The organism is uncultured Caldilinea sp. (assembly GCF_937128415.1).
Taxonomy (GTDB): Bacteria; Chloroflexota; Anaerolineae; order Caldilineales; family Caldilineaceae; genus Caldilinea.
In genome coordinates, this window is sequence record NZ_CAKZMJ010000069.1 from 49,776 (window position 1) to 62,957 (window position 13,182).

The 13,182-nt window shown below is 61.5% G+C and carries 12 protein-coding genes; 11 read left to right on the forward strand and 1 reads right to left on the reverse strand.

Annotated features, from left to right (window positions below):
* The first annotated feature begins 166 nt into the window (after window positions 1–166).
* Window positions 167–2,533 carry a serine hydrolase gene (locus tag Q0367_RS13295; RefSeq protein ID WP_297641332.1) on the forward strand — a complete coding sequence of 789 codons (2,367 nt, stop codon included), beginning with the start codon at window positions 167–169 and terminating at the stop codon, window positions 2,531–2,533.
* A gap of 69 nt (window positions 2,534–2,602) precedes the next feature.
* Here Q0367_RS13295 and Q0367_RS13300 read toward each other — a convergent pair whose 3' ends face one another.
* Window positions 2,603–4,111: a M1 family metallopeptidase gene (locus Q0367_RS13300; RefSeq protein WP_297631393.1), complete on the reverse strand. Its 1,509-nt coding sequence runs from the start codon at window positions 4,109–4,111 to the stop codon at window positions 2,603–2,605.
* Between the two features lie 159 nt (window positions 4,112–4,270).
* Here Q0367_RS13300 and Q0367_RS13305 point away from each other — a divergent pair, with 159 nt between their 5' ends.
* The 10 genes from Q0367_RS13305 to Q0367_RS13350 all read left to right on the forward strand — a co-directional run bounded on the left by Q0367_RS13305 (window position 4,271) and on the right by Q0367_RS13350 (window position 13,106).
* Window positions 4,271–4,984: an MSMEG_4193 family putative phosphomutase gene (locus Q0367_RS13305; RefSeq protein WP_297631396.1), complete on the forward strand. Its 714-nt coding sequence runs from the start codon at window positions 4,271–4,273 to the stop codon at window positions 4,982–4,984.
* The gene (locus Q0367_RS13310) at window positions 4,981–5,532 is read left to right on the forward strand and encodes a DUF3090 domain-containing protein (protein ID WP_297631398.1); all 552 of its coding nucleotides are present in this window, start codon (window positions 4,981–4,983) and stop codon (window positions 5,530–5,532) included. Before Q0367_RS13305 ends, Q0367_RS13310 begins: the two co-directional genes overlap by 4 nt.
* A gap of 39 nt (window positions 5,533–5,571) precedes the next feature.
* Window positions 5,572–6,309, forward strand: coding sequence for an SCO1664 family protein (locus tag Q0367_RS13315; protein ID WP_298982779.1), 738 nt, complete (start codon window positions 5,572–5,574; stop codon window positions 6,307–6,309).
* A gap of 79 nt (window positions 6,310–6,388) precedes the next feature.
* Window positions 6,389–8,926 (forward strand): sugar phosphate nucleotidyltransferase, encoded by a 2,538-nt coding sequence (locus tag Q0367_RS13320; protein WP_297641330.1) that lies wholly within the window; start codon window positions 6,389–6,391, stop codon window positions 8,924–8,926.
* A 6-nt stretch (window positions 8,927–8,932) separates the two neighbouring features.
* Window positions 8,933–9,433 carry a tRNA (adenosine(37)-N6)-threonylcarbamoyltransferase complex ATPase subunit type 1 TsaE gene (tsaE, locus tag Q0367_RS13325; RefSeq protein WP_297641322.1) on the forward strand — a complete coding sequence of 167 codons (501 nt, stop codon included), beginning with the start codon at window positions 8,933–8,935 and terminating at the stop codon, window positions 9,431–9,433.
* Window positions 9,434–9,716: 283 nt separating this feature from the next.
* On the forward strand, window positions 9,717–10,109 hold the full coding sequence (locus Q0367_RS13330; protein WP_297641318.1) for a GxxExxY protein: 393 nt from the start codon (window positions 9,717–9,719) through the stop codon (window positions 10,107–10,109).
* Between the two features lie 230 nt (window positions 10,110–10,339).
* Window positions 10,340–11,929 carry an N-6 DNA methylase gene (locus Q0367_RS13335; RefSeq protein WP_363325871.1) on the forward strand — a complete coding sequence of 530 codons (1,590 nt, stop codon included), beginning with the start codon at window positions 10,340–10,342 and terminating at the stop codon, window positions 11,927–11,929.
* Window positions 11,926–12,225, forward strand: coding sequence for a nucleotidyltransferase family protein (locus Q0367_RS13340; RefSeq protein ID WP_297641313.1), 300 nt, complete (start codon window positions 11,926–11,928; stop codon window positions 12,223–12,225). The genes Q0367_RS13335 and Q0367_RS13340 overlap by 4 nt, the downstream gene beginning before the upstream one ends.
* The gene (locus Q0367_RS13345; RefSeq protein WP_297641311.1) at window positions 12,215–12,562 is read left to right on the forward strand and encodes a DUF86 domain-containing protein; all 348 of its coding nucleotides are present in this window, start codon (window positions 12,215–12,217) and stop codon (window positions 12,560–12,562) included. Before Q0367_RS13340 ends, Q0367_RS13345 begins: the two co-directional genes overlap by 11 nt.
* The gene (locus Q0367_RS13350) at window positions 12,552–13,106 is read left to right on the forward strand and encodes a restriction endonuclease subunit S (protein WP_298982783.1); all 555 of its coding nucleotides are present in this window, start codon (window positions 12,552–12,554) and stop codon (window positions 13,104–13,106) included. The genes Q0367_RS13345 and Q0367_RS13350 overlap by 11 nt, the downstream gene beginning before the upstream one ends.
* Window positions 13,107–13,182 lie beyond the last annotated feature (76 nt).

The following is a 13,182-nucleotide window of genomic DNA, read 5'->3' on the forward strand; positions in this document are numbered from 1 at the left end:
ATCTCTTCGCGCTTCTTCGGGTCTTTTTGAGACTTTGCTTGTTTGATCCATGACGCAACATGGTGAGCAGAGATGTGGACGTTTCTTTGTGTGCACTTTCGTGGATTTTTTTCTTTATCGATCCATGGGGGGCGCACGAAGAAGCCCAATTCAAAGAAGGTGAACCATGATCCATTGTAAACTCTCATCCCTCGTCACATCGATGCTCATCGTTGTTATGCTTGCGATGGCCGCCTGCCAGCCTGTGCAGCCGGTCGAACGCGCGCCGGAGAGCGCAGTCGAGGCCGCGCCGGTCGCCGTTGAAGAGGCGCAGAGTGCGGCGCCGGCGGGTCGCTACGGCGGAACGCTATCCGTAGCGGGCATGGAACTGGAGATCGTTGTCGAACTCGCCGAAGGCGCAGATGGCTACACGGGCGCCATCGACATCCCGGCGCAGGGCGCAATGGGCGTCCCGCTGCACAGCATCCGCATCGAGCCGCCCTTCGTCCATTTCGAGATGTTGGAAGGGCCGGCGCTGGCCGTCTTTGAAGGCCAGATCGACGAATCTGGCGCGCTCAGCGGCGTCTTCAGACAGGCGGGCGTCGAAGGCGCCTTCTCTTTGGAGCCGCTCGCCGAGACGGCGTCTCTTCCCGCCGGCGTCCGCGGCGTCTACGCCGACCCCGCCGGACGCTTCACTGCGCCGATCCCGACCGGCTGGACGGTGCGCGAGGAGAACGGATTTGTGCGCTTCATCGATCCGGACGCAGCCATTCGCATGGACATCGTCGTCGTCGAAGGCGAGGACCTGGCGCAGGCGACGGCGGAAGCCTGGCGGATCGTGGACCCGACCTTTGACCTCCCGATCCGGGAGACCATCGAGCCGCCTTCGATGAGCGGCGTCGAGCGTACTTGGGTGACCAACTACGAGACCAATGACGTCCGTCGCATCGTCCAGGCAGTCGCCCAACTGAAGGAGGGCGTCGCCTACGTGATCTTGCTCGACGCCGAGCTGGCGGCGCTGCAGCGCCGCAATGCGCAGGTCTCCATCCTCGGCTCCGGCTTCAAAATCCTCGCCGTAGAAGAGACCGATCTCCGTGGAGTCGAACCGCTGCCGCTGGATGAGACGCTCCTGACCTCGCTGGAAGAATTCATCGCTCGCTACATGGAGGCGTTTGCAGTTCCCGGCGCCGTGATCGGCGTTGTTCAAGGCGACTCCCTTGTCTACGCCAAGGGCTTTGGCGTGGCCGACCCGGCCACAGGAGCTGCGATGACGCCGGAAACGCAGGTGATGATCGGCTCCACGGGCAAAAGCCTGACCACGTTGTTGATGGGAACGCTGGTCGACGATGGTCTGATGACGTGGGATACGCCTGTCCAGCAACTGTATCCCGACTTTCGCGTCCTCGACCCTGAACTCAGCCGGACGATCACGATGCGCAACCTCGTCTGCGCCTGCACAGGCGTGCCGCGCCGCGACCTGGAGCTGCTCTTCAACGCCGATCGCCTGACCGCAGAGGACGTCGTCGCCTCGCTGGCCGACTTTGAGTTTTTCACCGACTTCGGCGAGGCGTTTCAATATAGCAATCAGATGGTAGCTGCAGCCGGCTACATCGCCGGCGCCGTCGCCGCTCCCAATGCGCCAGACCTCGCCGCCGCCTACGCCGAGGCCCTGCGCATGCGCGTGCTGGAGCCGCTCGGCATGGAGAACACCACGCTTTCCTTCGACGAGGTGCGGGCGCGCAGAAATTTCGCCACGCCGCACACGCAGATGCTGGACGGCTCCTATGCGCCGATCGATCTCGACGTTGAAGCGTTGCTTCTGCCCATCGCACCGGCCGGCGCGCACTGGTCAACGCTAGAAGATATGGCGCAGTATATGGTCATGCAGCTCCAGGAGGGTGTGGCGCCGAACGGGCGCCGCGTCGTCTCGGCGCAGAACCTGAAGGAGACATGGAAGCCGCAGATCGCCATCACCAACGACGCCAGCTACGGTTTGGGATGGATCGTCTCCTCCTACAAAGGCGTGCAGGTCATCAGTCACTCCGGCAACACGCTTGGCTTCACCTCCGCCTTCACCTTCCTGCCGGAAAAAGGGTTGGGCGTCATCGTCTTGACGAACGGCCGCGCCACCAATCTTTTCAACGAGGGCGTCGTCAGTCGTCTGCTCGAGCTGCTCTTTGCGCAGCCGGCGGAGACACAGCGCAACCTGGACTTCTACCTGGAACAGATCGACAAACAGGTGCAGGAGCTGGCCGCGCAAGTGGGTGAGCGCGTCGACGTCGAGCGCGTCGAACCCCACCTTGGCCGCTTCGTCAACCCCGCTTTGGGCGAGATTACGCTGACGCTGGTCGATGAGGAGCTGACGCTCGACGCCGGCGACTTCCGCACGCGCCTGCGTCCGAAATTTGACGACAAAGGTGAACTACAGGGTTACATTCAACTCGACCCACCGCTGCAGGGAGCGATCTATAAATTTACGACGACAGAAGACGGCGCGCCGACCATTGTGCTCGGCGAGGGAGCAATCGAGTACACCTTCGTGCGCAGCGAGTAACCAGATTGATGCCGGCGCACGCAACACGAAACAGGCGCCACGCCGGAATACGACTGCTCCGTTCTCACGCTATTTGGGAAGCGGCTCGGCGATCCACTCTTCAAAGAGCGTCAACACGGCGGGGTCCGGAAGCTGCCGCAACTCATCCAGCCATTGCTCGGTGGTGATGATCTTCCAGCGATACTTGCGCAAATAGTTCTGGAGAAAACGCTCGAAGCGCCGCACGCCCACGGTGCGGCGCACTGCGTCCCAGAAGAGCGCGCCTTTGGCGTAGACGACGGTCTCATACTGGGAACCGTTGAGAAACGCCTGCACCGGCTGCGCCACCGCCGCATCCTGTCGGCGCGCGCGCAGCCCTTCCAGCGGCGCCAGCCAACGCTGCGAAACCATGCGCTGGGCCCGCGTCTCGCCGTAAATGTTTTCCATGTAGAGACGCATGGAAAATTCGGCCAACGCCTCATCCAGCCACGGCTCGTTGACCGGGTCATTATGCACGATCTGATACCACCACTGGTGCGCCATCTCATGTGCAACGAGCATCTCCAGCTTATCGCGATGCCGCGTGTAGGTTTCGACGCCGAGCAGGATCGCCTGAGGATATTCCATGCCGCGAAAGTTGATCGGCGCCGGCGCCACGCGCATTTCCGTGAAAGGATACTCGCCGAAGTGATCGCTGTAGATGCGCAACGCCTGCGCCGCGTAGCGCAGCGCAGCCTGTCCCGCCGCTTCGGCGCCCGGCAGATAGTAGCTGGTCACGCGCGTGCCGTAGGCTTCGGTCGAGATCGCGCTGAAGACCGGGCTGGCGTGCAGTAAAAACTCTCGCGAAGGCCCGGTGACGAAGACATACCGCGTCTGTCCGTCCAGCTCCTCTCGCGCCACCTCGACGCCGCTGGTCACCGGCGTCCATTCGGAAGGGAGGGTGAGCGTGACCGCAAACAGAGAAGCGACGTTGAAAGCGGCGTCCCCGCGTTCGGTTCCGTTGAACAACCACCATTGGCCGGAGCCGATCGCCGGACCGTCGGTGTAGACCGCCAGCGAAGGATAGAAAAGAGGCAGGCTGATCATCTGCTGGCTGCGCCCGAAGAGGACGTAGACGGCGGATTGATCGCTCCAGCGCGGGATCTCGAGCCGCCAGGTCAACGCCACCGTGACGGATTGTCCCGGCGTCAGCGGTTTGGCGAGGTCGAGGCGGAGCGCCGTGTTTTCGTTGACGTAGACGTAGGTCGCCGGCTTGCCGTCGATCAGCGCGCCCTGCACCACCATCGAACCGCCGTAGTGACGCAACATCGGGTAGAGCCGAAAGATCAGATGCGTCCAGGGATCGCGGCTGGTGTTGGGAATCTCGACGACGGCGCTGCCGATCAATTTCAGCTCGTCGGGCAGCAGCGTGGCGCTGATGGCGTAGCGAGGCGCGGGGCCAAGCTGGTCCAGGTCTTTCTGAAATTCAGGCTTCAACGCCGGACGATACAGCGCATAGGGGTCGGGGCGAGCGGCGGCGTCGACGGATGCGCAACCACCCAACAGCACCAGCAACAGCCCGAGCAATCCCGCGCCTGTCAAAATGGATAAATAAAGCATGGGGGGAGAGGTTGCGCCTTGCCGTCGATCATTCATGGGAGCGAACGGTAATAACAGACACTTCGTCACGCGCTGGGTCTATGCTATGCTACCGGTGTAGTCGTCGATTATTTAACATTCTTTCGGTGCGCAACGCAAATATGAAGCGAAATGGCGGTCATGGCTGACACGACTTTTATCCTGTTGATACGCCACGGCGAAAATGAATACGTCGCCAACCACAAACTGGCCGGACGCACGCCGGGCGTTCATCTGAATGACCGAGGTCGCGCTCAGGCGGAGGCGCTGGTGAAACTCCTGGAGGAGCAACCGCTCGCCGCGATCTACAGCAGCCCGCTCGCGCGTTGCGTCGAAACGGCGAGGCCGCTGGCCGCGGCGCGCAACTTGCCCGTCATCGAAGAGCCGGCTTTTCTCGAGGTGGACTACGGCGACTGGCACGGCGCCGACCTGCGCGAGCTGGCGAAGCTGCCCGAATGGCGCAAGGTGCAACATACGCCGAGCACTTTTCGCTTTCCCAACGGCGAGTCGCTGCGCGAGGTGCAAAATCGGGCTGTGGCCGGCGTCGAGATGGTGCGTCAACGCCACCCGAACGAGGTCGTCGCCGTTTTTGCGCACGGCGACGTGATCCGCACCACGCTGGCGCACTACCTCGGCGCGCCGCTGGACCTGTTCCAGCGCATCGTTGTTCAGACGGCGTCGATCAGCGTTCTGGCGTTTCACGATGGCGCGCCGTCGATCCTGGCGATGAACTGGACCGCCACCTTGCCGAAGTTGGAAATCAAAACCGATCCAGCAGCCGCCGCCCACCCAACGGATGGATCGGCCCCGTCAGGCGATGCAACAGCCGTGATAGCGACGGCGGAGCGGAGATGATGCATTTTCAATACGACCTGAATCCAGTCGATTTCATTATCGCCGACGCGATCGGTGAACCCGGAAAGCGTTTGTTTTTCCTGCAAGGGCGCGCAGGTCGCCAGGTCGTCACCGTTGCGCTGGAAAAGCAGGAAGTCAACAACCTGGCGCTCAGCGTCCTGCAGCTGCTCGAAGAGCTAGAAAAGCGTTTTCCAGACCTGCCGCCTGCTGCACGCCCCACCAAAGCGCTGAAGCCGATGACGCCGGTTGAGCCGGCCTTTCGCGTGGCGCAGCTCATCCTCGGCTATGATGAACGCGAGGACATGATCTGGCTGATCGCCAAGGCGTTGATGTTGGACGAGTCCGGGGGGCTGATCGACCCGGATGACGAGCGCGTGCCCGCCGTGCGCTTCGTGGCGACGCGTTCGCAGATGCGCGCGTTGAGCGAACACGCCCTTGAAGTGGTGGCCGCCGGTCGGCCGCTCTGTCCCCTGTGTGGGCGTCCAATCGATCGAGAAGGACATTTCTGTCCACGCACCGACGGCCATGCCATGCCGATTTTTCTTTGACCAGGCGGATCGCAGGCGAGTTTCTCCAATACACCCGCTATGCCTATCGAATTGACGCAAGAACAGGTGCTGGAAATCCTCCGCAGCGGCGACATGGAAGAACAGGGCCTGTTGCCCTATAGCTCCAATCACAGTTTTTTGGTGGTTGTAGAGCACAACAATGTGGCGCTTCCCGCCGTCTACAAGCCGCAGCGCGGGGAAACGCCCCTCTGGGATTTCGAGTGGGGCACGCTCTGCAAGCGCGAGACGGCCGCCTACGAGGTGAGTCGCGCGCTCGGTTGGAACATGGTGCCGCCGACGGTGCTGCGCGTCGGCAGCCGCGGCCTGGGCAGCGTGCAACTTTTTGTGGAGCACGATCGAGAAGCGCACTATTTCACGGTCGCCGATGACGCGCGGTTTGCAGATGCGTTTCGCCGCCTGGCGCTCTTCGATTTTGTCGTCAACAACGCCGACCGCAAAAGCGGCCACTGCTTAATCGGCGCAGACGGTCGTGTCTGGGCGATCGATCACGGCATTTGCTTTCACACCGAATATAAACTGCGCACGGTGATCTGGGAGTTCAGTTGTGAACCGATCGAAGAGAAGTATCTTTCTGATCTGGCGACCTTGCGCACCGCCCTGATCCGGGCAGGTGGTCCACTTATGAAACAGCTGGACAGTTTTTTAAGCGCCGCAGAAGTCGCCGCCTTGCGCAAACGCCTCGACTATCTCCTGCGCACGCGCTGCTATCCATCGCCGCTGCCGCATCGACGCAACTATCCCTGGCCGCCGATTTGAGAGATTGCCTTTGTTATATCCGAAAGTTTGTTAGAGAGCCGAGGTTGACGAGTCTACGAGCGCATTGCCGGAGGTTGATGTGAAAGCAGTTGTGATGGCGGGCGGTGAAGGGTCCAGATTACGCCCTCTGACGATCGGTCGTCCCAAACCCATGGTGCCGATCGTCAACAAAGCAGTCATTCACCACATCTTTGATCTGCTCAAACACCATGGCATCACAGAGGTGATCGTCACCCTGCGCTACATGGCTTCCGCCATCGAGGATTTCTTCGGCGACGGCAGCAGCCTCGGCATGCAGATCACCTACGTCATCGAAGAGGCACCGCTCGGCACGGCGGGCAGCGTCAAAAATGCAGCGCAATATCTGGACGACACCTTCATCGTCATCAGCGGCGACGCGCTGACCGACTTCAACTTGCAAGAGATCGTGCGCGTTCATCGCGAGCGCAGGGCCATGGCGAGCATCACGCTGACGCGCGTGCCCGATCCTTTGGAATTCGGCGTCATCATCACCGATGAAGCGGGCCGCGTCACCCAGTTTCTGGAAAAGCCCTCCTGGGGCGAAGTCATCTCCGACACGGTCAACACCGGCCTGTACGTGCTGGAGCCGGAGGTGCTGGACTTGATTCCTGAGGGCGTCCCCTATGACTTCTCCAGCGAACTTTTTCCACGCATGTTGGCGGAAAAATGCGCGCTCTACGGCTACGTCGCCGAGGGCTACTGGTGCGACGTCGGCAACATCAGTGAATACATGCGCGCCAACGCTGACGTGCTTTATGGACGCCTGCACCTTGCGGAGCCGATCGGCGTGCATTTGGGCGGCGGCATTTGGGTGGGCGAGAACGTCGAAATTGCGCCAAGCGCCCAGCTCTTCGGCCCGATCTATCTGGGCAACGAAGTGAAGATCAAGGGCGACGTGCGCATCTACGGGCCGGCGGTGATCCGCGATTACACCGTAGTCGACAACTACAACAGCATCGAGCGCAGCGTCATCTGGCGCAACAATTACATCGGCGAGTCGTGCGAGCTGCGCGGGGTGATCATCACCCGCCAGTGCAGCATCAAATCCAAAGTGATCGCCTTTGAAGGCGTCGTGATCGGCGACAACTGCGTCATCGGCGAAGGCGCCACGCTGCACGCCAATGTGAAACTGTGGCCGAGCAAAGAGATTGAAGCCGGCGCCACCATCAAAGACAGCATCATCTGGGGCAACCAGGGGCGCCGCGCCCTCTTCAGTCGCTTTGGCGTCTCCGGCGTGGTCAACATCGACCTCACGCCGGAATTCGCCGCCAAGCTGAGTGCGGCGCTGGGCGCCACGTTGCCCAAAGGCAGCTACGTCGCCATCAACCGCGACTCACATCGTAGCTCGCGCATGCTCAAGCGCGCCCTCATCAGCGGCCTGCCGGGCACGGGCGTCAACGTCTGGGATCTGGGCAACGTCGCCATCCCGGTGCTGCGCCATTACGTCCGCCAGCGCAAGGACACCTCCGCCGGCATTCACGTGCGGCTCAGCCCCTTCGATCAGCGCGTCGTTGATATCCGCATCATCGACAGCCAGGGGTTGAATCAGACCAGCGCAGCCGAGCGCGCCATCGAGCGCAACTTTTTCCGCGAAGATTTCCGCCGCGCCTTCCTGGACGAGATCGGCGTGATTGCCTACGCCCACGAGCCGATCGCCTCCTACACCGAAGACTTCATGCGCCACGTCGACGTGCAGCGCATTCGCGACTACGGCTTCAAACTGGTCTGCGACTATTCGCACGGTCTGGCCGGCGACACCCTGGCCGACATCTTCAACCATTTGGGCGTGGACGTGGTTCCGCTCAACGCGCGGGTGGATGAAACCAAGCTCGCCATGTTGCAGCCAGAGTTCAAGGCCAACCAGGTGCGCATGGGCAAGATCGTGCATGCGCTGGAGGCGCAGCTCGGCGTTCAGCTGGACGTCGGCGGAGAGAAAATCTTCCTGGTGGACGAGCAGGGCAACGTGATCGACGATGTCACGGCAGCCGCGCTGATGATGGAGCTGGCGCTGTACGCGCATCCTGGCCGTCCGGTGGCGGCGCCCATCACCATGCCCAACGCCTTTGAGACGATCGCAGGCTGGCACGGCGCTCGGCTGCTCCGCATCCCGCAGAACCTCGGCGGCCCGATGCACACCGCCACCTACACGGGCGTGCTCCTGATTGCGGACGGCGCAGGCAGCTTTATCTTCCCCGGTTTTCAGCCGGCCGTCGACGGCATGATGGCCACCGTGCGGCTGCTTGAATATCTGGCCATTCGCAAGATGCCGGTGAGCGAAATCATCGCCTATCTCCCTAAATTTCACATGGCGAAAGGAACCGTGCACTGCCCCTGGGAGGTCAAAGGCGGCGTGATGCGCATGTTGACCCAACACCACCAGCATCACCAGGTCGACAAGATGGACGGCCTGAAAGTGCATCTGAACGCCGCCGAATGGGTGCATCTTTCACCCAACCCCGACCGACCCCACTTTGAGATCGTCGCAGAGGCGGAGGACGACGAACGCGCTCGGCAAATCGTCGCCGAATACAGCGACCTGATCCGCTGCTTCATCGAAGACCTCAACGCTCCTCACGAACATCGACGGGAAGGATAGCGCGGGGTGCAGACGCTCACGGTGAAGACTCGTTCCCACGAAGAGACGCGCAGCTTGGCCGAACAGCTCGGCCACGCGCTGCGTGGGGGAGAGGTGCTGGCGCTGTGCGGGGACCTCGGCGCCGGCAAAACGACCTTTGTGCAGGGGCTTGCCGCAGGGATGGGGGTGCGCAGCCGCATCACCAGCCCCACCTTCATTTTGATCAACGAACACCTCGCAGACAACGGCTTGCGCCTGGTGCACGTCGACGCCTATCGGCTCGCCGAACAGGCCACCCTCGCCGACGCTGCGACCTTTGGCCTCACCGACCTGCTCACCGGCGCCGACGGCGATGAACGCACAGTGCTCGCCATCGAGTGGGCCGACCGCATCGCCGCCTTGCTCCCCGCCGACCTGCTGCGCATCGAGCTGATCATCGACCCTGAAGAGCCCGACGCACGCACCATTCGCCTGACGGCGACGGGCGAGCGAAGCGTTGAGGCATTGCATTCTCTATCCATCGCGTAACTTCTCTTCGGCATCCCATCACGCTTTTCTTCTTACGAGGGCTCCGCTTCGGCGATGCAACCACCGGCGCTTTTGCCTCACCGGCTTTGACCAGACATGATGCTCTCCACAGCTGCAGTGCTCCTTGCACTCGATACGGCCACAGCGGGGGATCTATTTGTGAGGGGGAGGGCAACCACGAAGACACAAAGACACGAAGAGATTCTATCTGTTCTCTTTGTGTCTTCGTGTCTTCGTGGTAAATTACCTAACCACAAAGACACGAAGGCACGAAGGAGAGACCGTGAAGCATTCTCCCATCCCCGAAGAAGATGAGCGCATTGCCCGTCTGATCGTGGATGCGGCCTATGCGGTGCACAAGAACCTGGGCCCTGGTCTGCTGGAAAATGTGTATGAGGTCTGCTTCTGCCATGAGCTGCGTAAACGAGGATTGTCCTTTCGTCGCCAGGTGGTTGTGCCCATCGAGTACGACGGCATTCGGTTTGATGAGGGCTTGCGCCTCGATGTGCTGGTGGAGGAGCGGATCATCTGTGAGCTGAAAGCGGTGGAGGTCATGCATCCCGTCTACACCGCCCAGCTTTTGACCCAGATCAAGCTGACCGGCAAGCGCCTCGGCTTCCTGATCAACTTCAACGCGCCGCTGATCAAGGACGGTATCACTCGCATTGCATTATGATAAATGACCACGAAGACACAAAGACACGAAGGAAATGAAAGATCTTAAAATCTTCGTGTCTTCGTGCCTTCGTGGTAAGAAAAACGCCCTATGCCCAACGCCCAAACCCGTGAGACCCTCGCCGCCGACATCTGGCGGGCGTGCGACATCCTCCGCCACCGGAATGACGACCGCAGCAGAAGGAGAAGCACGTTTCGGACCGGGCGTTTCCAGAACAAGGAAAACGTATGATGGACATCCAAACCCTTGAAACCTGGCTGTGGGACGCCGCCTGCGCCATCCGCGGGCCGGTGGACGCGCCTAAGTTCAAGGACTACATCCTGCCGCTGGTCTTCCTCAAGCGCCTGTCGGACGTGTTCGACGACGAGATGGCCCGCCTGGAGGCGCAGTTCGGCGGCGCAAAGATCGCTCAGTCTCTGCTGGAACAGGAGCGGGCGCGCGGGCAGGTGTCGTTGGTGCGCTTCTACATCCCGCCCCCGGCGCGCTGGGAGGCCATCCGCCGGCAGACGGTGGGCCTGGGACAGTATCTCACCGACGCCGTGCGGTCGGTGGCGCGCGAGAACCCGCGTCTCTCCGGCGTGATTGACATGGTGGACTTCAACGCCACCGCCGCGGGCCAGCGCATCATCTCGGACGAGCATCTGGCCGCGCTGATCGAAGTGCTCTCGCGCCACCGCCTGGGGCTGGAGGATGTGGAGCCGGACATCCTCGGCCGCGCCTACGAGTACTTGCTGCGCAAGTTCGCCGAGGGGCAGGGGCAATCGGCCGGCGAGTTCTACACCCCGCGCGAGGTGGGCATCCTCATGGCGCGGCTGTTGGAGCCGGAGCCTGGGATGACGGTCTACGACCCCGCCTGCGGGTCGGGCGGGCTGCTGATCAAGTGCCATCTGCGCCTCCTGGAACGGCATGGGCAGCGCGAAAACGGCCGGGTGACGCTGCCGCCCACCCTTGCCCCGCTGCGCGTCTTCGGCCAGGAGATCAACCCGGCGACGTTCGCCATGGCGCGCATGAACGCCGTCATCCACGACATCGAGGCCGACATCCGCATCGGCGACACCATGCGCCAGCCGGCCTTCAAGGACGGCGCCGGCCGCCTGCAGACCTTCGACCTGGTGACGGCCAACCCGATGTGGAACCAGAACTTCGGGCAAGAGCTGTACGCGAACGACCCCTTTGACCGCTTTCGCTACGGCGCGCCGCCGTCCTCCTCGGCGGACTGGGGCTGGCTGCAGCACATGCTGGCCTCGCTCAACGAGCGCGGGCGCATGGCGGTGGTGCTGGACACCGGCGCGGTCAGCCGCGGCAGCGGCAACCAGGGCAGCAACCGCGAGCGCGACATCCGCAAGGCCTTCGTCGAGGCCGACCTGGTGGAGGCGGTCGTCCTGCTGCCCGAGAACCTGTTCTACAACACCACCGCGCCAGGCGTGATCATCGTCGTCAACCGCCGCAAGCGCCGCCCCGGCGAGATCCTGCTCATCAACGCGAGCCAGTTGTTCGCCAAGGGCCGGCCGAAGAATTACCTGGCCGCAGAACACATCGAGGCCATCGCGGAGATTTATCATGCGTGGGGCGATGTAGGGGCACGGCATGCCGTGCCCTTACATGCGGTCATCACCCGCGACGAGGCCGCGCGCAATGATTACAACCTTTCGCCCAGCCGCTATGTGAGCACGAACGGGGTAGGGGCAAATCATGATTTGCCCTTAGAAGAAGCCCTGGTCCGCCTGGAGGAGGCCGAGGAGGAGCGCGCCGAGGCCGAGCGGGCATTGCGGAAGGTGCTGCTACAGTTGGGCTTCAAACCATCGGAGGAAGAACCATGATAACCACCATCGCTATTCCAGAAGCTGAGATCAAGGAGTTGTGCCGGCGGTATCGGGCACGACGACTATCCTTGTTCGGGTCCGTGTTGCGTGAGGACTTTGGCCCGCAAAGCGATGTGGACGTGCTGGTGGAGTTCGAGCCGGACACTGCGGTGGGTTTTGTTACCTTGAGCCGCATGGCGCGAGAATTGTCCAGTCTGCTGGGCAGACCGGTGGATTTGGTGCCTCGCAGCGGCCTGAAACCCGCGATTCGCGAGGCCATTTTGCGCGAGGAGCAGGTGATCTATGCGGCCTGAGCGTTTATACCTGATAGACATCCTCCAGGCCGCAGAGGCCATTGAGCGGTTTTTGAAAGGCATCGGTGAGTCCGACTTCATGCAGGATGAACTGCGGCAAAGCGCCGTGCTGCAAAAGCTCATCGTCGTTGGCGAAGCGGCGGCACGCCTGCCCAAAGGCTTCACCGAGCGACACCCGGAGATTCCGTGGCCGGATATTGTCGCCTTTCGCAACATCGCCGTACACGAATATTTTGCGGTGGACTGGCGCATCGTTTGGGTGACGGCTACCCAAGACGTGCCGCTGTTACGAGAACAGATGACCCGTCTGCTGGATGAGGTAGACGATGGCGAATGAAATCCAGAACATTCCCGAGGGCTTCAAGATAACCGAACTCGGCCCCCTGCCCGAAGATTGGCAGGTGGTGAGGTTGGGGGAGGTGGTGGAAACCAAGAGTGGCGGGACACCCGATAGAGGTAAGCCGGAGTATTTCGGCGGTCCGATCGCGTGGGTCAAATCGGGAGAGTTGAATGACACTGAGGTTAAGTTCGCAAGCGAAAGCCTGACTGAGAGCGGATTGAAGAATTCAAATGCCAAAATATTTCCAAAAGGCACGTTATTACTTGCAATGTATGGCGCTACTGCTGGAAAAGTAGGGTTGTTGGGACTGGACGCTGCCACTAATCAAGCAATTTGTGCAATTTTCCCATATCCGCATCTTCTCTCAGATTACTTATTCTATACCCTGATTCACTTAAGAGAAGATTTGTTGAATCAACGATATGGCGGTGCGCAGCCAAACATTAGCCAGACCATAATCAAAAATCTTCCCATCCCCCTCCCCCCGCTCCCCGAGCAGCGAGCGATCGCGCACGTGTTGCGGACGGTGCAGCCCATGTAGGGGCGAAACATGTTTCGCCCCTACGGGAGACCGAAATCGGCCCCCTGCCCGAACATTGGCAGGTGGTCAGGTTGGG